At 49.1% G+C, this 20,581-nt stretch carries 20 protein-coding genes; 11 read left to right on the top strand and 9 right to left on the bottom strand.

The window, feature by feature from the left end; all coding sequences use genetic code 11:
* The first annotated feature begins 24 nt into the window (after positions 1-24).
* Complete coding sequence (locus tag ACM1ND_RS02220) at positions 25-519, top strand: hypothetical protein (RefSeq protein ID WP_023986747.1); 495 nt, start codon at positions 25-27, stop codon at positions 517-519.
* Here the strand turns inward: ACM1ND_RS02220 and ACM1ND_RS02215 are convergent.
* Positions 503-2,218, bottom strand: a complete 1,716-nt coding sequence (locus ACM1ND_RS02215; protein WP_418026985.1) for an NAD(P)H-hydrate dehydratase — start codon at positions 2,216-2,218, stop codon at positions 503-505. The genes ACM1ND_RS02220 and ACM1ND_RS02215 overlap by 17 nt on opposite strands.
* Before the next feature lie 33 nt (positions 2,219-2,251).
* Positions 2,252-2,884, bottom strand: a complete 633-nt coding sequence (locus ACM1ND_RS02210; RefSeq protein WP_023986745.1) for an NAD(P)-dependent oxidoreductase — start codon at positions 2,882-2,884, stop codon at positions 2,252-2,254.
* A 273-nt stretch (positions 2,885-3,157) separates the two neighbouring features.
* On the opposite strand from ACM1ND_RS02210, the gene ACM1ND_RS02205 reads away from it, so the two are divergent.
* The gene (locus ACM1ND_RS02205; RefSeq protein ID WP_053324506.1) at positions 3,158-4,123 is read left to right on the top strand and encodes a hypothetical protein; all 966 of its coding nucleotides are present in this window, start codon (positions 3,158-3,160) and stop codon (positions 4,121-4,123) included.
* Positions 4,124-4,394: 271 nt separating this feature from the next.
* On the top strand, positions 4,395-5,351 hold the full coding sequence (locus ACM1ND_RS02200; RefSeq protein ID WP_023986743.1) for an ArsR/SmtB family transcription factor: 957 nt from the start codon (positions 4,395-4,397) through the stop codon (positions 5,349-5,351).
* A 119-nt stretch (positions 5,352-5,470) separates the two neighbouring features.
* Here the strand turns inward: ACM1ND_RS02200 and ACM1ND_RS02195 are convergent, their stop codons facing one another.
* The 3 genes from ACM1ND_RS02195 to ACM1ND_RS02185 form a co-directional block, all read right to left on the bottom strand.
* Complete coding sequence (locus ACM1ND_RS02195; RefSeq protein ID WP_053324505.1) at positions 5,471-6,523, bottom strand: lactonase family protein; 1,053 nt, start codon at positions 6,521-6,523, stop codon at positions 5,471-5,473.
* Positions 6,524-6,745: 222 nt separating this feature from the next.
* Entirely contained in the window at positions 6,746-7,948 is a 1,203-nt protein-coding gene (locus ACM1ND_RS02190; RefSeq protein WP_028541191.1) for an MFS transporter, read from the bottom strand.
* Positions 7,949-8,195: 247 nt separating this feature from the next.
* The gene (locus ACM1ND_RS02185) at positions 8,196-8,957 is read right to left on the bottom strand and encodes an AAA family ATPase (protein WP_023986740.1); all 762 of its coding nucleotides are present in this window, start codon (positions 8,955-8,957) and stop codon (positions 8,196-8,198) included.
* Positions 8,958-9,169: 212 nt separating this feature from the next.
* Between ACM1ND_RS02185 and mprF the strand changes: the two genes are divergently transcribed.
* Positions 9,170-11,812, top strand: coding sequence for a bifunctional lysylphosphatidylglycerol flippase/synthetase MprF (gene mprF, locus ACM1ND_RS02180; RefSeq protein ID WP_023986739.1), 2,643 nt, complete (start codon positions 9,170-9,172; stop codon positions 11,810-11,812).
* Between the two features lie 106 nt (positions 11,813-11,918).
* Here mprF and ACM1ND_RS02175 read toward each other — a convergent pair whose 3' ends face one another.
* Positions 11,919-12,545 (bottom strand): nitroreductase family protein, encoded by a 627-nt coding sequence (locus ACM1ND_RS02175; protein WP_023986738.1) that lies wholly within the window; start codon positions 12,543-12,545, stop codon positions 11,919-11,921.
* 99 nt (positions 12,546-12,644) lie between these two features.
* Here ACM1ND_RS02175 and ACM1ND_RS02170 point away from each other — a divergent pair, with 99 nt between their 5' ends.
* The 3 genes from ACM1ND_RS02170 (at position 12,645) to ACM1ND_RS02160 (ending at position 13,920) form a co-directional block, all read left to right on the top strand.
* Complete coding sequence (locus ACM1ND_RS02170) at positions 12,645-12,797, top strand: hypothetical protein (RefSeq protein WP_023986737.1); 153 nt, start codon at positions 12,645-12,647, stop codon at positions 12,795-12,797.
* Complete coding sequence (locus tag ACM1ND_RS02165) at positions 12,781-13,257, top strand: disulfide oxidoreductase (RefSeq protein ID WP_053324504.1); 477 nt, start codon at positions 12,781-12,783, stop codon at positions 13,255-13,257. Before ACM1ND_RS02170 ends, ACM1ND_RS02165 begins: the two co-directional genes overlap by 17 nt.
* A gap of 165 nt (positions 13,258-13,422) precedes the next feature.
* Positions 13,423-13,920: a CcdC family protein gene (locus ACM1ND_RS02160; protein WP_023986735.1), complete on the top strand. Its 498-nt coding sequence runs from the start codon at positions 13,423-13,425 to the stop codon at positions 13,918-13,920.
* Positions 13,921-14,247: 327 nt separating this feature from the next.
* Here the strand turns inward: ACM1ND_RS02160 and map are convergent, their stop codons facing one another.
* Positions 14,248-14,994 (bottom strand): type I methionyl aminopeptidase, encoded by a 747-nt coding sequence (gene map / locus ACM1ND_RS02155; protein ID WP_023986734.1) that lies wholly within the window; start codon positions 14,992-14,994, stop codon positions 14,248-14,250.
* 193 nt (positions 14,995-15,187) lie between these two features.
* Between map and ACM1ND_RS02150 the strand changes: the two genes are divergently transcribed.
* From ACM1ND_RS02150 to ACM1ND_RS02135, 4 genes are all read left to right on the top strand, one after another.
* Positions 15,188-15,883 carry a GntR family transcriptional regulator gene (locus ACM1ND_RS02150; protein WP_071559407.1) on the top strand — a complete coding sequence of 232 codons (696 nt, stop codon included), beginning with the start codon at positions 15,188-15,190 and terminating at the stop codon, positions 15,881-15,883.
* A 132-nt stretch (positions 15,884-16,015) separates the two neighbouring features.
* On the top strand, positions 16,016-17,377 hold the full coding sequence (locus ACM1ND_RS02145; RefSeq protein ID WP_023986732.1) for a GntP family permease: 1,362 nt from the start codon (positions 16,016-16,018) through the stop codon (positions 17,375-17,377).
* A 41-nt stretch (positions 17,378-17,418) separates the two neighbouring features.
* Entirely contained in the window at positions 17,419-18,966 is a 1,548-nt protein-coding gene (gene gntK, locus ACM1ND_RS02140; RefSeq protein ID WP_418026984.1) for a gluconokinase, read from the top strand.
* 92 nt (positions 18,967-19,058) lie between these two features.
* Positions 19,059-19,244, top strand: coding sequence for a hypothetical protein (locus ACM1ND_RS02135; protein ID WP_075153617.1), 186 nt, complete (start codon positions 19,059-19,061; stop codon positions 19,242-19,244).
* A 179-nt stretch (positions 19,245-19,423) separates the two neighbouring features.
* Here the strand turns inward: ACM1ND_RS02135 and ACM1ND_RS02130 are convergent, their stop codons facing one another.
* A complete protein-coding gene (locus ACM1ND_RS02130; RefSeq protein WP_013369112.1) occupies positions 19,424-19,543 on the bottom strand; it encodes a hypothetical protein in 120 nt (39 codons plus the stop codon).
* 114 nt (positions 19,544-19,657) lie between these two features.
* Complete coding sequence (locus ACM1ND_RS02125; protein ID WP_053324501.1) at positions 19,658-20,479, bottom strand: serine/threonine protein kinase; 822 nt, start codon at positions 20,477-20,479, stop codon at positions 19,658-19,660.
* Positions 20,480-20,581: the final 102 nt, after the last annotated feature.

Here is a 20,581-nt window from a genome sequence, read left to right as displayed (position 1 = left end):
TGTGATAAGAGGAGGAGTCGCAACATGAGACAGCCTTGGAATGAATTTAATTCCAAAATGCCTTGGCGGATGGAGCTTGGTTGTTATGCGCTGAATAAACTGGCCTGTGGAGGATTGGTTTTTGGTCTCTTATGGGTCTACTGCTATCTGACAGAGGAAATAACAGGAATTCCTCTGACTATAGCAGGCAATAGTGGTGAACTGACCGCGCAGCTGTGGGCCTATGGTTTTGCCCTTCCTGCCGCTCTTGCCGCTGATGCGCTACGCGATCTTTTACCCTGGCTTCGTAAGCCCGAGCAACTCACCCTATACCTCGCTGCAGGATTCAGCGTCTTTCTCCTGCTAGGTTCTTTGATGTCGCCTGCCGGAACGGGCATTTCATGGAGCAACGGCATAGCAGGTGCAGGGATTACACTGCTGTATTATGGAGGAAGGTACTGGCTGAACCGTGAATATGGATTACAGATCATGCTGGCCTTCCTCCTGCCACTGCTGCTATGGCCTATAGGGCTTCAATAATGTCGCCAGCTATCACAGAGGCAGGATGCTGGCGATGACGTGCGGCTGTTTCTCCAGCCGCACCATGCAGATACACGCCAAAGGCTGCTGCCTGCGCAGCATTCAGACCCTGGGCCAGCAAACCTGCGATGATGCCTGTCAGCACATCGCCCGCACCGCCTGTCGCCATCCCAGCATGGCCTGTGGTATTGACGTAGGCTGTTCCGTCAGGACAAGCGATGACGGTACGCGCTCCTTTGAGCACCAGCGTGACCCCACGTGTTCGGGCGTACTCCCGGGCATGGGTGATGCGGTCACGCTGCACCTCTGCTGTCGGTATGCCCAGCAGACGAGCCATTTCACCGGGGTGCGGCGTTAGTACGACCGCCGCACTTCTCGGCTTCCAAGCCTCCAGCTCAGGCCCCGCCGAGGCGAGGATGTTCAAGGCGTCCGCATCAAGCACGAGCGGACCGCCGTATTCTTCCCACAGGCGGCGCAGCCAGCCGGTGTCCCCTGCAAAGCGGCCGAGACCGGGGCCGACGGCCAGCACATCACGTGCCTGCGCGAGCTGTAGCAGCTCGTCTGCGGAGTCGGCATTCCATTCGCCGTCTCCGCCTGCTGCTGCGGCAGCGAGCATCAGTTCCGGCGCGGCGCCAATGACGCGCGGCAACAACGCCTCGGGCACCGCCCACGTGACAAGGCCGCTGCCGATGCGCAGGGCTGCACGTGCGGCCAGCAAGCCCGCGCCGCTCATGCGCAGGCTTCCGGCCGCGACGAGAACATGGCCGTAGGTGCCCTTGTGCCCGTCCGGCACGCGGCTGCGGCTTACATCCACATCCAGTGCAGCGCGCAGCGTGTCACGGGTCAAGAGCCGCAGCTGCACGCCACACTCACGGGCAAGGCCGGGTGGAATACCGATGTAGCGTACCACCACATCGCCTGCAGTCCCGGCGCCCGGATATTGGACGAGCCCACGCTTCAAGTAGGCGAGGCATACGGTGACGCGCGCACGAATGCACGGCTCGTGCAGCGCACCTGTGTCGGCGTCGAGGCCGCTAGGCACGTCTACCGACACGAGCGGCACGCCGCTGGCATTGGCCTCGCGGATCAGCGAGGCGTAGGGTTCGCGCGGCGGGCCTTGCGTGCCCGTGCCCAGCAGGGCATCGACGATGCCGGAGGCGCCGCGCAGATCGAGGGTATCCCGGCCATAGAGGATCACCGGGATACCCAGAGCCGCGATGATGTCGCGCTGCGCAGCCGCTTCACCACGTAGCGTTTCTGGCGGCTCGACGTACACAACGGTGACGCGCAGCCCTGCATCCGTTAGATGGCGGGCTACTACCAGTCCGTCACCACCGTTGTTGCCTTTACCTACGAGGATATACCAGTGTTCTCGTTCCCGTAAGTCATGTCGTCCTTGACTCCACGACTCTGTCCGTATAACACCGCCATGTCCCGGTATATCCCCCGGCCCTGTGTGTGTAACCTCTTCTGCCCACTGCGGCCCTAACACTTCAGCACGCTCAATCCCACGTGTTAAATCAGAAGTGCCTACTGAGAAGCCGCCATTGCTCTTCCCACTTCTCTCGGCACGTAGCTTCAATACCTCGTCAGCTACCGCGCACCCGGCATTTTCCATCAACGTAAGGGCCGGGATACCCAGCCTGTCAATTGTGTACCGATCCAATTGCCGCATTTCTTCGGCGGTCACCATATACATGCTTTTCGCCTCCCATATGGCTATCCCTGCTTATTAATACCCGACTGTAAAACGGGAATTGACAAATTCCCCTTCTACTAACTCATCAATCAGGGCTACCGCATAATCTTCGACCGAGATACGGCTATGGCCTAATTCGTCAACCACCAAATGATCCAAGCCAATACGGAACTGTCCTGTACGTTTTCCCGATTCAATCATTCCGGCAGGACTACAATAGGTCCAGTCTACATCCGCAGCGCGGTACAGCTCCAGTGCATCTGCATGGGCAGCCGCCAGCGGCTTCACTTCCTCCGGAAACTCGGCGGTATCCATGAGGCGTTCACCGTTTTCTGTTTTCAGACTTCCCGCTCCGCCAACGACAAGTATGCGCTCCGCGCCGGAACGCCGGGTTCCTTCCAGCAAAGAACGAGTCGCTTCGAGCAGTTCTTCCTCTTCTCCAAACTTGGGACCGTACGCGCTAATGATAGCATCGTGCCCTTTGGCCACTTCCGTAACGGAATTCGGATTTAGAATATCTGCTTGAACCACCGTCAAGTATTCACTTCGCTCCGTCACACGTTGGGGGTCGCGGACCGCTGCTGTCACTTCATACTTGCGCTTGATTGCTTCCTTTACTAACGCTTGACCAATGGTTCCAGTTGCTCCAAAAATAATAACTTTCATATAAATGTGCCTTCTTCCTGTCTATAATTTACTTACTGTTATTTATCCGTTTTATCTCCAGCTTAAACCCGTGCAAGATATCGATTCGATGTCTCATGATCTTCTGTTGCAATTTTTATATTTTTATCCATACCGAATCTACCCTCCTGCTTGTATCTTGTCTATTTTACCAAAAAATACTTCATATATCCTGGTCAAAGGTATACAAGCCCTTGAAATGCCTGTGTAGTCTGTGCAATAGTGTAGAAAGAACAATGGAAGGAGGGATTGCGGGTGTCCCCGACGGACTTCGCGGCGTTAGCCGCATATATCTCACCCGGTCTGATTGCCTTCCTGCTGGCGTTATCTTTGCTGGTATGGCTGTATATTCACAGTGCAGCCCAGCTTCGAAATTCGCGTCAGCAGCGGCTGGAAGAATTACAGGAATCGCTGCGTATCTATGGACGATTAGCTGGTTGTCTCCAAACCGCTACCCAGAATGGGTTCAATAACAGCGAAAAGCAGTACCAGAACGGACTCATCCACGCTCTTCAGGAAGCCAAAGCTGCTCCCTATTTGACCCCTCACCTTCAAGAGCAGGTTCAAGCATCCCTTCGGGAATGTGATACGTTCCGCAGAGAATTGCTTCTCAAATCACTGGAGCGTGAAATGAACAAACTCATCGAGGAACGGCGTCTGGTTCTGCTGGAATCTCATGCTCCGGGCTGGGGAACAGCATTGTGGAAGCTATTACGTCCAGCAGCTGGTCCGTTGGCGCTGGCAGGAATCGTCTGGTTGGTCTCAAGGCTGGTTGTGGAACTGATAGCCTCCAGCCATGTCGATGTTAGTCTGCCCGACACTGTACAATCTGCCTCATGGCTCATAGGGTGTGCATGGATGAGATTCGTTTCCGGCTTGATCGCCCTACTGTATGTATACCGGCTGATGACCCTGCGCAGGCAAAATGATCTGGACGTGACGGCATCCCATTTTCCAACAAGCCTGTTGTGCATGGTGATCGCCGCTGTCGCTCTGTTTCAATGGATCGGACCGGAAGCGTCTCCCTACATACTGGCTGTGCAGCTTGTGCTGTTCTTGATTGGCTTCCGACTTACCCGAGGCCGCTCGCGCAGTGATCGTCCTTATGTTGGTCACCCCGGCTTGATCAAGGCAGATGCTTCTCAACATCAGGATGTACACGCAGCAGATAAAGATAAAACAGCTGACTCTTCTTTGGCAGAAGAACATATCCGGTCCTAACACCAATGGCACATGACTCTATCCCGTATCCACCCTGCAAATCACATACCATCACAGGACATCCCAACAACAAAGAAAGAGTTCATGGGGTGTCCTGTTTTTTGAACAATTTCCGGCTTTTTGAGGGGTTAGGCTTGTGCCAGTGATCAAGGAAAGGGTATATTGTTTATATAAATGTAAATCATATCGTTTTTTATGTATGATTATTGAAAAAAATCCATATATGTTAAACTACCATCAATTTATGATGTGCGTTAGAATTGGAGGAACTATGCAACTGGACATTTCTGAAAAATCACTTCCCGTATATGAAGCGCTGGCCAGTGAGGTTCGGCTAAACATGATTGTTCTGCTTGCGGAGAAGCCTATGAATATACGTGAGCTGGCGGAAGCGTTGGGGCTCAGCAGTGCGATTATGACGATGCATGTCAAGAAACTGGAGAGAGCGTCCATTATTTCGACCAAAATGCTGCCTGGACGAGGCGGGGTACAGAAAGTGTGCTCACTGGCTACAGACAAAATTGAAATCGCCATGCCACGCTATCAGCAGGATGTACGACAATTCCATCAGACGGAGATTTCTGTCGGACACTTTACAGATTTTGAAATACAGGCGACCTGCGGACTGGCTACCGTCGAAAAGATCATTGGTGAATTCGATGAGCCTCGTTCATTCTTGGACCCTGAGCGCTTCAATTCCAAAATTCTGTGGTTTAGCCAGGGATATATGGATTATAAGGTGCCAAATTTCCTACTGTCCAGCCAAAAAGCTGAGGAACTGGAAATTTCGATGGAACTATCATCCGAGGCCCCTTTTACCAATGATAATTGGCCTTCAGATATCACTTTTTTCCTAAATGATGTGAATTTGGGTACATGGACCAGCCCAGGGGATTTCGGGGATAACCGTGGTAAATACACACCTGCATGGTGGCCTGATTTTATCAATCAATATGGTCTCCTTAAAAGACTTCGCGTTACCTCCGAAGGTACCTTTATGGATGGCAAGCAAATATCCGACGTGACTTTAAGCCAAGTGCTGATTGATCAGAAGCAATGGAAATTCCGCATTGCCATATTGGATGATGCCCAGCATGTTGGAGGGGTTACCCTGTTCGGTACCGGATTCGGTAACTACAATCAGGATATCCTGTTCCGTTTGTACTACAAACATACAGAAAATCATGCCAAAACAGTAGCGGTAGAAGCTGGCGATAGCAGCAAATAGCTTTTAGACCACTTCAAGACCTGAACACGGCGTTTGGCCCATGCCTTTCATGGGAAACAAAGCGCCGTGTTTTATTTTTCATCCACTTATATCGTACTCTTTTGCCACATGCTATCCGATTAGCGAACAGGTTCAATACATACAGGTGAAGGAACCTCCAGCACATATCCCGTTCGGGTCAGCCGTCCATCCTCACTATGGATGGCAAAGGATACGATGTTGTTTCCATCCTGATTCGCTACTACCAGATAACCGGACAAGATGTTGAAGTTACGCGGTGTGCTGCCGAAGGTTTCCACCCATTCAACCACCTTCAGCTTGCCGCTGTCCAGATCGACATGGTATAGCACGATGCTATCATGGCCGCGGTTTGACACATACAAAAAGCGTCCACAGGGCGTAATCCGAATATCGGCTGCTGTATTTTCTACATCTATAATGCCTTCTGGCAGTGTGGACAGGCTTTGCAGCAATGTAAGCTCACCATTACGTTCGTTATAACTAAACACAGCGACTGTATTGTTCAACTCATTGGCGACAAAAGCATATGGACGCGAAGGATGAAAAACCAGATGACGCGGTCCAGAACCGGGTGGCAAATCTGTCTCACGATGGGTCACCAGTTTTCCATCCTCTGTCAAACGGTATACCACAATCTGGTCCAGTCCCAGATCACATACCATGGCATACTGTCCTGAAGGATCTGGAATAATCGAATGCGGATGTGCCGCATCCTGGCGGTCCTGGCGAATACCTGAGCCGGTATGCTGAACTTGCCCCGACATGTCTCCTAATCCTCCTGCTTCCGTCGCAGGGAACACAACGGCATTGCCGCCTGAATAGTTAGAAGCCAGCACATATCGTCCATCGGTTGTTACGGAAACATAGCAAGTATGCGCTCCCTCCGTCCCTTTTCGATCCAAAGGATGTAATTCCCCCGTCTGGGTATTCACCTGATACGCATACAGCTCGCCTCCTTCTGTTTCACTGGCAGCATACAGCTTCGTCCCATCCGGGTGTAGAGCGAGAAAAGAAGGCCTCTCCATTCCTTCCACACCTCCAACAATGCGCAGATCACCATTGGTCACACGCAAAGCACATACATATATTCCTCTTTCCTGACGAGACGCATAAGTTCCTGTATAAAATAACTGCTCATTCCGCTCTTCCATCGGCTCTCATCTCCTTCTAGCTGTTTTTTTACATATTATCTGGCTTTTAGCTCTACTATTTGTCTTGTTGTAAACTCATCATGCATTATTACCCAAGTTTCTGTCGTTTCATTAACGTTTCGCGATGTATGCAAAAAAAATAGCCTCCTTCGGCGCCATCTGCGGTTCACAAGAACGTCACAGTTCACACCAAAAGAGACTAATTTCACGAAAAGAACAACATTAAACCGCTGTGGTTTGCGTATCTCTGCTTTTCCATTTTACAGCCAGACCCAAACTAAGAATGAGAATGGCTGCCCCAAAAATGTATGGCAAATTGATATGCACCTCGAACAATGTACCCGCAAGCGCAGGTCCTAGAATATTACCAATACTCATATAAGCATTGTTCATGCCAGCTGCAACTCCCTGCTCATCCCCCGCCATTTTGGATAAAGCAGTATTAATGGCTGGCCGAAGCAACGACGTAGCGGTAAAGAAGATGAGCGATACCCCGAGTACATAATAAAAGTTGCCAGAGAGCAGCATAAGCACAAGGGAAATCGCCGAAAACAGAAAGGAACCGATGATGACACCTTTTTCGCCAAAACGGTTTAACATCGGACTGATTACCACAGCTTGAATCACGGTTCCGACCAGTGCACCTACGGTAATAATGATAGCAATATCACGCTCATTATAATGAAACTTCCCCGTCACAAAGAAAGGAAACATCGTTTCAAAATGTGTCAGTCCAAAGGTTAACGTGAATATCATAATCAGTAGCATAAAGTAAGGCTTGCGGAAAGAAAGGGCAAACTGTTTAATCACATTGTCCCGTTTGGCCTTGACATTCCGAAACTTCAACTGTTTTTCCAGCGATAAGGTTTCGGGTAGCATAATCAAGGAAATCAGTGCAGCTACGCCCGATACGGCCGCCGAAACATACAAGGGCGTACGAATCGAGATATCTGCCAGCAAACCGCCCACACCAGGACCGATCACAAAGCCAAGAGACATGGCGGCACCCAACAGCCCCATTCCTCTACCGCGATTGTGGACCGTTGTAATGTCAGCAATATAGGCCATCATCGGAGGAATCATAAAGGCTGCCCCTGCACCACCCAGTAAACGGGAGATATACAATGTGGTCAACGATTCCCCAATAGCAAACAATACAGAAGAAGCCGTCATGATTACCAAACCGATAATAATCATTTTTTTACGTCCGTATTTATCGGACCATTCTCCCGCTAGCGGCGAAAACAGGAATTGGGTTAAGCCAAACACAGCAACCAAATAACCACCCGTTTCACCACTGCCTCCCAAGGAGCTCATAAACTTAGGGAGGATCGGAATAATGAGGCCAATTCCCAGCATGGCAATAAACATATTAATCATCAAAATGACCAGCGGTCCCATTTTCAACTGTTGTGAATCTGACATGTTGCGTTTTGTCCTCCTCAGGTTCTTTATTTCGTATACGAAAATCTTATTTTGCAACCATTTCAGCAAAACTCTTCATTATATTAATAGAGCGAGAGACAAATAACAATCATAAAATACTTCCGATAACCCTGAATCTTTCCTTTGACAGGACAGCAAAAAGGAACAACCTGAAATGGCGATGTTGTCCCTCTCATACGAACGACCAGGGTGAATTTCTCGAACGGTCTGGCGGTCCCTACGATCCCTATTGTGGATCTTCGAATAGCTCCTGTATCATCTTTTCCTTGTTATTCAGAAATTGCTTGGTGATGATAAAATGATCGGTTTCCTCCAGTGTCCGGATGTCGATCCCTTCATGTGTCAGATGATACAAGATGGAATCTGGATACGCCATCAAAATGGGGGAATGAGTAGAAATGATAAACTGTGAGCCCTGCTGCACCAGCTCGTGAATCCGTGCAAGCATGGCCATCTGGCGCAAAGGCGATAACGCAGCCTCCGGTTCATCCAAAATATACAATCCTTGTCCTCCAAACCGATGCACAAAGGCAGCAAAAAAAGACTCGCCATGCGACTGCTCATGCAGCGATTTGCCTCCGTAGGAGTTTCGAATAGGTGGGCCTCCACCTTCGCGATCCAGCTCGTCGATATGAGTCGCCACATTATAGTAGCTTTCCGCCCGGAAAAAGAAGCCATCCCTCGGCTTTTCTATCCCTCTCACCAGCCGGATATGCTCATGCAGTGAGGAATGCGTGGCTTGTGTAGAAAAATTAAAATTTTTAGTACCGCCCTCTGGATTAAATCCCCACGCGACCGCGATTGCCTCCATAAGCGTCGATTTACCTACACCGTTTTCTCCAATAATATAGGTAACGGAAGGATGGAATTTAAGTTCATTCCACTGGTGTAAGGCTTTTAAGTTAAACGGATATTGGCTCTTGTCAGCATCTGGAGGCCATATCAGCTCCAGGCGACGTATAAAAAGATTACGATCCCATATACTCATGTCCAGTTCAGCTCCATTGCCAAGCAATTCACTAGGTTTTCCATTATTATATTGGAATTATTTACAGCAATCAAACTGAAACCCCATTTCGTAACCCTTCTGTTGTTATTCAAACGATTATTACAGGTATAATATATAGTAATGTTCATCGGGCATGAAATCTAAGCACTTCATTCCGTGTACATCTCATTCTTTTCCAAGCAGGTGAATCTATGAAATCTAATCACAAACCGATTCAATCCTTTAAAATCGTACAGTTCGTGATGACCGTCTACAGGCAACGATTGACACGTATTCTGCTACCACTGGCTGTACTGGCTTTTATTATATGGGAGGCCGGACGAGAACTAAAAGACTTTAATCTGGCGCGTATGCTTCATGAGCTGCGGCGAATGGATGCCACCTTTCTGATCGAGATTGGCTTGTTCTCACTAGCTGCCGTGGCGGCTATGAGCGCATACGATTACGTAATCAGGCATCATTTCAAGCTTCAGGTCAAGCCTGGAACGACATTTCGCTATGCCTGGATCTCCAATACCTTCAATAATGTCTTTGGTTTTGCAGGCTTTACAGGAGCGGGACTTCGCACAGTGCTGTATAAAAAAAGCGGGGTGCCGTTGGGTGTCATCACCTCTGCGGTCGTATTTCTTTCGCCAGTCGTCATTACCGGACTATCTTTGCTGGCTTGGGGAGCCATTGTCCATCTGTATCCGGTACAGCCTGTACTGGATGCTCATCCGTGGCTTCATTGGGCGCTGTGGGGAATGGCATTGTACCTGCCGCTATTTCTGATCATGCAGCGCTCCAAACGGTACTCCACATGGTTCAACAAGGGAGAAGGACAGCTTTCCTGGTCCACCATCTCCGCTTCCATCAGTGCTTCCCTGCTGGAGTGGCTGTTAGCTGGCCTTACCTTTGCATGGATCGGCTCGCACTTGCTCCATGAACTGCCGATGCATGCTGTGTTCGGCATTTATGTGATAGCCGCGATTGCTGGGTTGATCAGTCTTGCACCCGGAGGGGTCGGGGCATTCGACATCATTGCCCTGCTCGGGCTGCAAATGGCGGGAGCCAACTCAGATCGGGCACTGGCTGTGCTGCTGGTCTTTCGTGTCTTTTATTACATCATCCCGTGGCTCATCGGCTTGGTATTAGCCGCGCTGGAAATGATTCCGCGTAACGAGCGCCTGAATCAGCTAGCTGAGACCGGCTGGGACTACTCCCTTAATGCGTGGCAGAAGGTATGGGGCTGGCCTGGTCAATTCCGGTTTTTGGCAGATCTAGGAGTATGGGCGCTTGGTAAGCTGGTACTCATCTCCGGCGTGGTGCTTCTTTTGTCGGCAGCTACGCCAGGTCTGTTATATCGGCTCCGTTTTGCTGAGCATTTGCTCAGCCTGCCCGTCATGCGCTTGTCGCATGAAATCTCAGTCATCATCGGGATTATGCTTGTCGTCCTGTCCCACGGAATCTCTCTGCGTATTCGCAGAGCATTACGACTGACATTGATACTGCTGCTGGCCGGCGCCATTTTCACCTTCATTAAAGGTCTGGATTTTGAAGAAGCCTTATTCCTACTATTCGTGGCGTTAATGCTATGGATCTCGCGCTCGCGGTTTTATCGGGTCAGTGCACCACTGAATCGGCACAATATTTTAATATGGGGCGGATTATCTCTACTCGTAACTGGGGCTTATTTTATCATTGGGGCAGGCTCCAATACTCCGTTTATGCGCCATTTGCACGCCAAGGTCCATCTGGACTTTTTTATGAACCGCAGCGATTACGGAGTTACTGCCGTGTTTAGTCTGATTTTGGCATGGGTATTCCTGACGGTGTACTTCTTTCTTCGGCCTCAGCGTGGTATCAGCAATCTACCCGACGCGCAGGAGCTGGATAAGCTAAAAGAATTTTTGGAACGACAGGGTGGTAATCTCGTTTCCCACATGCTTTTTCTGGGCGATAAATATCTGTATTGGACCAAAAATGAACAGGTCGTCATTCCCTATGCTCGCAGTCGGGACAAACTGATTGTATTAGGTGACCCACTCGGTCCAAAAGAACGCGTGAGTGAAGCGATTCAGGAATTTCAGCGGTTCGCAGATCGGTATGCGTTAACGGCTGTATTTTATCAGGCATCACCGGAGTATTTGTCCATCTATCACGAGAACGGCTATCGCTTTTTCAAACTGGGCGAGGAAGCACTGGTGCCGCTGGAATCCTTTACACTGACGGGCAAAAGCAATCAAGCGCTACGCAGCGCCAAAAACCGCTTTGACCGCGATGGCTACTCGTTCGAAATCATCCAACCTCCTCTAGAGGCGTCACTGATTGAGGAGATGCGACATGTTTCGAATATTTGGCTGGACGGGCGCAAGGAGAAGGGATATTCACTCGGCTGGTTCAAAGAGCCCTATCTTCAGTTGGCTCCGATTGCATTGCTAAAGGACTCTGAAGGGAAGGTCATCGCTTTCGCTACGATGGCCCCTGCCTATGATCATGGACGGACGGTCTCCATTGACCTGATGCGCCACTTGCCTGACACGCCAAATGGCACGATGGATTATTTATTCACACGGGTCATTGAGTGGGCCAAGGAGAGTGGATATACGACATTTAATCTGGGAATGGCACCGCTGTCCCAGGTAGGGCAAAGTGAAAAGGCATTGCGCGAGGAAAAGCTGGCTCGACTTGTTTTTCAATACGGGGGACATTTTTACGGCTTTCAGGGGCTTCGGCGCTTTAAGGATAAGTTCAAGCCGCAATGGGAGCCGCGTTATCTGGCCTATCCGGCTTCTGTCTTTCTACCGATCCTGACGCTGGAGCTGGTATATCTCGTGTCCAAACGCTCGGACTAAACAAAGGGCTAACCAAAAGGCTTTTGACAGCCTAACACGACGTAAAAAAGGGTGTTCCCCAACCACGAACGGTTGCAGGAACACCCTTTTACATTCACAAATCTTCTTAGAAGCTACCTTTTACAACAACTTCAGACAGTGGAAAACGTCCTGATGGACGTGCTGGTACTTGTGCCTTACCTACGCTAATAAGCAGGGTTGGCAGGTAACGTGCCGGAATATTGAATTGCTCGATCAATTGTGCTGGAATGAAACCGCCCATTGCGCAAGTGTCGTAGCCCAGAGATTTAGCAGCCAGCATAATGTTTTGTGCTGCAAAAGCAGAGTTCAGGATGGCGGCATCGCGAGCTACTTGCGGGTTTTGGTACGCGCCGTTGATTTGACCTACCAATGCGTCACGGATTTCCGCTGGCAGTGCGCCTGCTTCTACCGCTTGATCATAAATGACGGTGTTACGGTTTGCTTCCAAATCACCCAATACAGCAATCGTAACGGAACTTTCCACTACTTGACCCTGATTGTAGGCGATAGGTAGCAATTTTTGCTTGTCCGCTTCGCTTTCGATGACAAGGAATTTCCAATGTTGAAGGTTCCAAGCGGAAGGAGCTTCTATCGCGGCAGTCAAAATAGCCTCCAAATCTTCCTCTGGCAATTTAAAATCCTTAACATAGCTCTTTACCGCGTGTCTTTCACTAATAGTAGATAGAGTTTCATTTTTTGGACTGCTCGACATTCTAGGCACTCTCCTAATTTCTTAATATATATCTAACTTGAATCCTCATTAACTTCCCAAACTACTGCAATTATAAAAATGATAGTGAATGATGTCAATATGTTTAAGTATGACCCTGCACTCAAAATACAGTACAATACGGATAAAGACATGCATATCGGCATATGCCTGCCGATGGGACAAGACACGGGTGAGTTCATTTTGTTCTCATTTGAATTAAAAAAGGAGCGTTACTATGATTGGATCGTTTAAAAAAACGGATATTGCTTTGTTTGCCGCCTGGGTTGTAGCTTGTGTGGCAACTTTGGGCAGTCTGTATCTCAGCGAGATTTTGGGGTATGAGCCTTGTAAGCTGTGCTGGTTTCAGCGCATTCTGATGTATCCCCTGACCCTTCTGCTCGGAATTGCATATTTTCGAGGAGATTCGGGGATACGTCGTTACGTCATGCCGTTGGCTATCATTGGAGGCGCGATTTCGGCCTATCATTTTATCATTCAGCGCATCCATGCAGCCGCCAAAGCAGCTGCGCAAACTTCAACTTCCTGCGGCAGAGTATCCTGTGAACAGGATTACCTGAACTGGTTCGATTTTATCACCATTCCTTTTCTCGCACTGATCGCCTTTATCCTTATTATTGCAGCCATGGGTTATATCATGCGTCAGGAGAAAAAATCAGCTCAAGGAGAGGTACAAGCAAAGGAACTCGCATAAGTATGAAAGAGACCTAATTATAGGACCCGTTACCACCAAGAGGCGTATAATCCGCTTGCCCAAGGAAAGACTGTAACTAAATATATCCATTGCATGTGTGCTATAATGTAAAAGGTTTGCAGTCTGTCCAATAACGCTTATATTCCTTATAGAGGGGGCCAGTCCATGTTTCATATTAGCACCCCATTGCTGCAATATGGCGCAACCTTCGGTATGATCTTAATCGCTATATCGGCTATTTTCATCCGTATGAAGACAGGTCATCGCCCGATTAATGCCAAAAAAATCATCATCCCACCGCTCGGCATGAGCACCGGTTTTATGATGTTTGTGGTGCCGGAAGTACGGGTTCCCTGGCTTTGGGCGCTAGGCGCTTTTCTGGTCGGCTGGTTTATTTTTTCTTACCCGTTGATCCGCAGCACCAAATTTGAATTGCAAGAAGGGCTGGTTTTCGTGCAACGCTCACGTACCTTCTTTTTTATCCTGATCAGCCTGCTGATCATCCGATTGCTGTTGCATGAATTTATTCAGCATTACATTACCATTCCGCAGACAGCAGGGCTATTTTTCATCCTAGCCTTCGGGACCTTGTTACACTGGCGGCTTCGTATGTATTTCCAATATCGTCAGTTCGTTCCGAACGAGGCGGAAGTTCGCATCTGACAAACAGGTTTTTAACATGCATGCTCGCATGTTGCTGTATAGACCAAAAAGACACGTTCTCCTAAAAGGAGCCGTGTCTTTTTGGTCTTTTTGGTCTTTTAGTCTATCAGGTCTACATTATGCATTCCGGGAAAAAGGAGCTACTCGATTGCGTCCCTCTGTCTTCGCAGTGTACAGCATCCGATCTGCCTGAACATGCCTGGGACTGGAACGGACATGCAGCGGATGCTTATAGAAAAAGAGACCGTCCTCTGGACAGCCCCTTTTTCTGTAACATGTCTAGCTCATTCAACCCGTTAGTCTGTATGCTACCGATGGATGCCTGCTTTATTGCTGGGTCAAAATAATCGGACCATCTGCTGTAATGGCCAGCGTATGCTCGTATTGCGCAGACAAGCCGCCGTCCAACGTGCGTGCGGTCCAGCCGTCGGCATCAATTTTACTGCGGTATGTGCCTGTGTTGAGCATCGGCTCAATTGTAATGACCATGCCCTCTTTTAAGCGTGGTCCACGGTGCGGCGGTCCGTAATGTGGAACCTGCGGTTGCTCATGCATCTCTTCCCCGATGCCGTGCCCAATAAATTCGCGTACGACCGAGAAGCCTTCCGCTTCCGCGTAGGTTTGTATCGCATGGGAAATATCTCCGATCCGGTTACCGATAACAGCTTGCTCAATCCCTTTATACAGTGATTCCTTGGTAACATCCAGCAGCTTTTGCGCCTGCTCAGACACATTACCTACCGCATACGACCAAGCGGAATCTGCCAGCCAGCCATTCAGATTCACAACCATGTCGATCGTCACGATGTCCCCGTCCTTCAACGGTGTCTTATTCGGAAAGCCGTGGCAAATCACATCGTTAGGTGAGCCACATGTTGCAAACTGGTAGCCGTTATAGCCCTTTTGCTCCGGTGTTGCGCCATGTTTCTTCATAAAGGATTCTGCGAAAGCGTCGATTTCCAGTGTCGTAATGCCTGGCTTGATCATTTTGGCAATTTCCCGGTGGCAAGCAGCCAAAATGTCTCCAGCTTTTTTCATATTTTCAATTTGTTCTTTGGTTTTAATGATAATCATTAAACGGTCTCCTTCTTTTCCGTGTTCGTTCCACTTTTCACTGCTTCTTTTTTCTGCTTCTATTGTAACGCTAAAAGCAGCGAAATGGAACCGATGTCAACTGACACCGTTTACAAGGATCTTAAACGGGGTATATAATACTCCATAACTTGTATACCAGTATGCAAAATTATTTCCAAGATAGGAGTATCCTATGAAATATCCAACAACCTGGTTACAGGGCGCATCGCTTGGGGAAAGGATTGCTTGTGAACTCCGGCTTCAGATTATACGGGGCATTCAGACGCCAGGTACTGTGCTATCTGAGAATCAGATTGCTGCCGATTTTGGTACCAGTCGTTCTCCGGTGCGTGAAGCCTTGAAGGCACTCTCGGGCGAAGGACTGATCCGTTTGGAGCGCATGGGGGCGGTTGTCGTCGGCATGACACCCGGTGATATGGAGGAGCTATTCGATGTGCGAATGCTGATTGAGCATTTTGTTGTACAAAGGTATGTACATAGTGATAATGCCACATTGGTGACTGTTCTGAATCAGATGATTGACAAAATGGAAGTCGCTCTCAAGTACAGAGATGTTGTTGAATTTTCTCTTCAGGATTTTAATTTTCATGAGGCTCTGGTTCTGGAAGCAGGCCATACCCGTATTCTTCATACCTGGAACGGTATGAGACAGTTAATCCTGACGGTCATGTTAGCTGCGACAGAACAACGATTTGCGTCCAACATCGAAGAATCACAAGTCACGATTCACAAACATCGAACCTTTGCAAACGCTTTAAATCAAGGGAATGCTCAGGAGTTGTCGGGATTTATTGAGGATCATTACCGTGATACCCGCAACGCGGTTAACGACAGCGTCCTGTCTCCCTACAGAAAGACATCGTCCTAGCCGCAACATGCGTGACAAAGAGCCGATGTACCGCGCTTCATGCGTTTCTTGCTGGCGCGGTTCTCTTTTACATTAAAGTTGTCGACAAGTATACATTTAACTACACATATAAGAATAAGGAGGCATACCTTCATGAACACATTATTCGGCTTAAGCCATAACGCGTCCCTGCTCATATGGGCGCTAGTTACCGTCATTCTTTTGATTTTGCTGATTGCCAAATTCAAATGGAATCCCTTCGTTTCACTGCTGCTTTCGTCGGTATTTCTCGGACTGGTTAACGGGATGCCGGGACATGAAGTTACTGCCTCCATTACCAAGGGGCTCGGCAGTACGCTAGGCTCCATCGCCATCGTGATCGGTTTAGGCACCATGCTCGGTAAAATGATGGCAGAATCCGGGGGTGCCGAACGCATCGCGACCACACTGATGGATCGTTTTGGTGAAAAACGCGTTCATTGGGCGATGATGATCGTAGGCTTTATCGTGGGTATTCCAGTATTTTTTGAGGTTGGTATTATTTTATTAATTCCCATCCTGTTCACGGTTGCCCGTAAAATGAATATGTCTCTGCTGAAAATCGGTATTCCAATGCTGGCAGGACTATCGACGGTACACGGCCTTTTACCGCCCCACCCGGCTCCGATGATCGCGATTGAAGCCTTTAACGCCAATATTGGACGCACGATAGGATATGCACTCATCGTGGGCATTCCATCCGCCATTATTGCAGGCCCGGTCTTCGGCGCTTGGATTGGCAAAAGAATCATGGTCAGACCTTCCGAGAGGCTGGACGAGCAGTTCAGAAATACGACGGGACGGTCGTTGCCTCCTTTTTGGATTACTTTGTTCACCATTTTGTTGCCTGTTATTCTAATGCTTAGCGGATCAGTCGCTGAAATCGTAGACCCGGCCAATACACATCCACTCACTATATTTTTTAAATTCATTGGTGATGAGGTTATGGCATTGCTGATTGCGGCTGTGTTCTCTTTTTTCTCGCTAGGCTATGCACGTGGTCTAAAGAAAGAGGACTTGTCCCGTTTTACCAGTGAATGTCTGGCGCCAACAGCATCTATCATCTTAATTATCGGGAGCGGCGGTGCATTTAAAACGGTATTGATCGACAGCGGTGTAGGTCAGGCCATTGCAGCGGTCGCTACAGGAGCCCATATGAATGTGATTGTATTTGCTTTTCTGGTCGCTGCGCTCATTCGTGTAGCCACTGGATCAGCGACAGTCGCGATGACGACAGGCTCCGGTATTGTCGCACCTGTGCTGGCACTTACTCCCGGCGCGAATGTCGAACTGGTCGTCCTTGCTACAGGAGCCGGGTCGCTGATCTTGTCTCATGTGAATGACGCCGGTTTTTGGATGATTAAAGAGTTTTTCAATATGACGGTTCCGCAGACTCTAAAATCATGGACCGTTATGGAAACCATCCTCTCCCTGGTCGCTTTCGGTTTGATTATGCTGCTGAGTGTGTTAATTTAACGATAATGAGCTAATAACGGTAAGTGAAGGGGAGATTGAATATGACAGACACCCGATATATGATCGGCGTCGATATCGGCACAACCAGTACCAAAGCGGTGCTTTTCGAAGAAAACGGCAATATTGCCGCCCAGCACCATGTGGGCTATCCGCTCCATACACCTGAGCCGGATGCGGCAGAACAGGACCCGGAAGATATTTTCAAAGCTGTCGTAACGACGGTGCAAGAGATCATGAAACAAAGCGGAGTGTCAGCCGAGCATGTGCTGTTCGTCTCCTTTAGTTCGGCCATGCACAGTGTACTGGCGGTGGATAAGAACGGCAAACCGCTGACCGCCTCCATCACTTGGGCAGATAACCGTAGCGCCAAATGGGCCGAAGCGCTCAAACATGAATACAACGGACACGACATTTACTTACGTACCGGAACGCCCATTCATCCCATGTCACCGCTAACGAAACTGATGTGGATTACACGGGATTTACCGGATATTGCGGCCCAGACGTATAAATTCATTTCCATTAAGGAGTACGTTTTTGCCCGGTTATTCCACCAATATGTCGTGGACCACTCGATTGCCTCTGCAACCGGACTTATGAATTTGCAGCAGCTGGACTGGGATGAGGAAGCACTGCACCTTGCAGGTGTGACGAAGGAGCAACTATCCGAGCTGGTGCCGACAACTCATGTGCTCAAAGGGCTGGATGAGACCTATGCGCATGACATGGGTCTACTGAAGACGACTCCTTTTGTAATCGGGGCCAGCGACGGTGTCTTGTCCAACCTCGGTGTGAATGCGATCAAACCTGGAGTTGTCGCGGTTACCATCGGCACCAGCGGAGCCATCCGTACCGTAGTTGATAAGCCGCTCACGGATGCCAAAGGGCGCTTTTTCTGTTACGCCTTAACCGAAAAGCTGTGGGTCATCGGAGGCCCGGTGAACAATGGAGGTATAGTCTTCCGCTGGATCCGGGATGAATTTGCAGCCTCCGAGGTGGAAACGGCCAAACGACTGGGACTTGATCCATATCATGTGCTGACCCAAATTGCGGAACAGGTACGTCCTGGCTCCGACGGTCTGCTCTTTCTTCCGTACTTATCCGGTGAACGTGCGCCCCTGTGGGACCCAAATGCTCGCGGCTCCTTCTTCGGTCTGTCCCTGCGTCACAAAAAAGAGCATATGATTCGCGCCGCTCTGGAGGGTGTGCTGTTCAATTTGTATACCGTCATGCTCGCCATGGAAGAAGTCATCGACAGACCGTCAGTCATTCACGCCACTGGTGGATTTGCACGCTCGGAGCTATGGAGACAGCTCATGGCGGATATTTTCGATCAGGAAGTCATTATCCCCGAAAGTCTGGAAAGCTCATGTCTGGGCGCAGCTATTCTGGGCTTGTACGCGCTGGGACGGATTGATTCGCTGGATGCTGTGTCCGGTATGATCGGTACCACTCACCAGCACAAACCTGTAGCAGAACACGTGGATATTTATCGTGATTTACTACCGATTTATATCCGCATTTCACGTAAATTCGAAGAAGAGTTCAAGGATATTGCAGAATTTCAGGCCGAGTCCCTACAATCTTAAATTAGTGGAACCTGTTCTAACGCTGCTGCGTATTACCTTTTTATAAAAACCTGTCTATGTCAGTTGGGCAGGGTAAGAAGGAGGATTAGACGATGCTTAAACAATTACTGCACCGCCTGCTACATTCCACCTCTCATTCTCATAAGCGGCGATACAGCAGCTCAGACCATTATTACGAACGTGAACGTAAACACCATTCTTCTTCAGACGGTTACAAGAATAGCCACAATGGGCACCGATATTACAAAGATAAACGCCGTCATTACTCCAGTTCTTAGCCAATCAACAAGAAGTAGCGACGGAATAGAGCGTACCACAAGAAGCATGCCACAGGCTCCTTCAAACCCTATAAAGCGAAGACCCTTCTCATCTCAAGGGCCTTCGCTTTATTGTTGTGCGCCCTTCGTTATGCAGGGCAACATCTGTGCATTTTACAGGAAATCGGTTATGACCGAAATTACAGAAACAGGGTTTTAGAGATGATCACCAGCAAAATAAACAGAACAAGAATCGCTCCTACAGAGGTCCATGCTCCTACGCCGCAACCCATACCGCCTACTCCACACATATGACTCATTTACAACACTCCCTTCGCTCATTTACAGAATCATTGTATGTAGACCTGGTCAAATGCGTAAGGGGGGCATTCCCCCATTTTTGCGGCGAATGCCTGTTTATTTTTAGGGACTATCTATGGGTTAATCTCAAGCAGCAACAATGCTTCCTCCAGCTCTTGCATAAACTGTCGGCTATTCTCATAACGTGGCCGAATCTGAAAAAGACGCTCCAGCATTTGACGCACAGGTGAACTCAGTTTCAATTCTTCCTGCCAGCTTGCTGGCGGTTGATCCGGCTGAGGCTCGTAACTGCTATACAGCATAAAAAGCATTAAATGTCCGACATCGTACAAATCGCTGTAGACGGCGACATCTTGTCGCTCAGGTGCGCGCTTTTCCAGCGTGGATTCGGTAAATACATCCTCCTGTCGCTCTCCCACCGCCAGAGCAAGACCAAAGTCGATCAGGTAAGGCTTCCCCTCGCGGTGAATCACATTGGGAATGCGGATATCCCGATGGATATAGCCCCGTTCATGCACATGCAGAACTCGCTCCATTAACTCCAAAATGTAGACAACGCATTCCTGTTCTGTAAAGGAACGCTCCTGTTCAAATATAAGCTCCTCCAGCGTCATGCCAGAGATGTATTCCATGACCACAACTATTCCGTTCGAATGCTCGACACTTTCGAGTAGCTTCGGAATATAAGGGTGTTCCATCTGCCGCATAATATGAGCCTCTCGCTGCAATAGCTGAACTGCCTTCGCCCGTTTGCTCGGTCTGGGCAATTTCACCGCCACCTCTTGTCCGCTGTTCCGATCCAAACAGAGATAGGTCAGACCATAGCTCCCCATGCCTAAAAGCGAACAAACATCATAACGTCCGCTCAGCAAGTCACCAGGCTGTTTCGGATAATCCATCCATGATTCATATGCGTTCCGCAACCAAGCAAACATACTTATATCCTTTCCTCTACATGCCGCAGCAACGTTTCTTATGCGGCTTGTTCGTATTCTTGTATTCCGTTATTATACCATCCACGATAAAAGACCATCAGA

Origin of the sequence: Paenibacillus sp. JJ1722, assembly GCF_048282685.1 — a bacterium.
GTDB classification, from domain to species: domain Bacteria; phylum Bacillota; class Bacilli; order Paenibacillales; family Paenibacillaceae; genus Paenibacillus; species Paenibacillus polymyxa_B.
This window is presented reverse-complemented; position numbering and strand designations above follow the sequence as displayed.

Bases quoted from the DNA above. Each gene is read 5' to 3' on its own strand.
- ACM1ND_RS02175 (WP_023986738.1), bottom strand. From the start codon at position 12,545: ATGTCGAGCAGTCCAAAAAATGAAACTCTATCTACTATTAGTGAAAGA.
- ACM1ND_RS02165 (WP_053324504.1), top strand. From the start codon at position 12,781: ATGATTGGATCGTTTAAAAAAACGGATATTGCTTTGTTTGCCGCCTGG.
- ACM1ND_RS02130 (WP_013369112.1), bottom strand. From the start codon at position 19,543: ATGAGTCATATGTGTGGAGTAGGCGGTATGGGTTGCGGCGTAGGAGCA.
- ACM1ND_RS02150 (WP_071559407.1), top strand. From the start codon at position 15,188: ATGAAATATCCAACAACCTGGTTACAGGGCGCATCGCTTGGGGAAAGG.
- ACM1ND_RS02160 (WP_023986735.1), top strand. From the start codon at position 13,423: ATGTTTCATATTAGCACCCCATTGCTGCAATATGGCGCAACCTTCGGT.
- map (WP_023986734.1), bottom strand. From the start codon at position 14,994: ATGATTATCATTAAAACCAAAGAACAAATTGAAAATATGAAAAAAGCT.
- mprF (WP_023986739.1), top strand. From the start codon at position 9,170: ATGAAATCTAATCACAAACCGATTCAATCCTTTAAAATCGTACAGTTC.
- ACM1ND_RS02135 (WP_075153617.1), top strand. From the start codon at position 19,059: ATGCTTAAACAATTACTGCACCGCCTGCTACATTCCACCTCTCATTCT.
- ACM1ND_RS02145 (WP_023986732.1), top strand. From the start codon at position 16,016: ATGAACACATTATTCGGCTTAAGCCATAACGCGTCCCTGCTCATATGG.
- ACM1ND_RS02195 (WP_053324505.1), bottom strand. From the start codon at position 6,523: ATGGAAGAGCGGAATGAGCAGTTATTTTATACAGGAACTTATGCGTCT.
- ACM1ND_RS02185 (WP_023986740.1), bottom strand. From the start codon at position 8,957: ATGAGTATATGGGATCGTAATCTTTTTATACGTCGCCTGGAGCTGATA.
- ACM1ND_RS02170 (WP_023986737.1), top strand. From the start codon at position 12,645: ATGTTTAAGTATGACCCTGCACTCAAAATACAGTACAATACGGATAAA.
- ACM1ND_RS02125 (WP_053324501.1), bottom strand. From the start codon at position 20,479: ATGTTTGCTTGGTTGCGGAACGCATATGAATCATGGATGGATTATCCG.
- ACM1ND_RS02215 (WP_418026985.1), bottom strand. From the start codon at position 2,218: ATGTATATGGTGACCGCCGAAGAAATGCGGCAATTGGATCGGTACACA.
- gntK (WP_418026984.1), top strand. From the start codon at position 17,419: ATGACAGACACCCGATATATGATCGGCGTCGATATCGGCACAACCAGT.
- ACM1ND_RS02190 (WP_028541191.1), bottom strand. From the start codon at position 7,948: ATGTCAGATTCACAACAGTTGAAAATGGGACCGCTGGTCATTTTGATG.
- ACM1ND_RS02210 (WP_023986745.1), bottom strand. From the start codon at position 2,884: ATGAAAGTTATTATTTTTGGAGCAACTGGAACCATTGGTCAAGCGTTA.
- ACM1ND_RS02220 (WP_023986747.1), top strand. From the start codon at position 25: ATGAGACAGCCTTGGAATGAATTTAATTCCAAAATGCCTTGGCGGATG.
- ACM1ND_RS02200 (WP_023986743.1), top strand. From the start codon at position 4,395: ATGCAACTGGACATTTCTGAAAAATCACTTCCCGTATATGAAGCGCTG.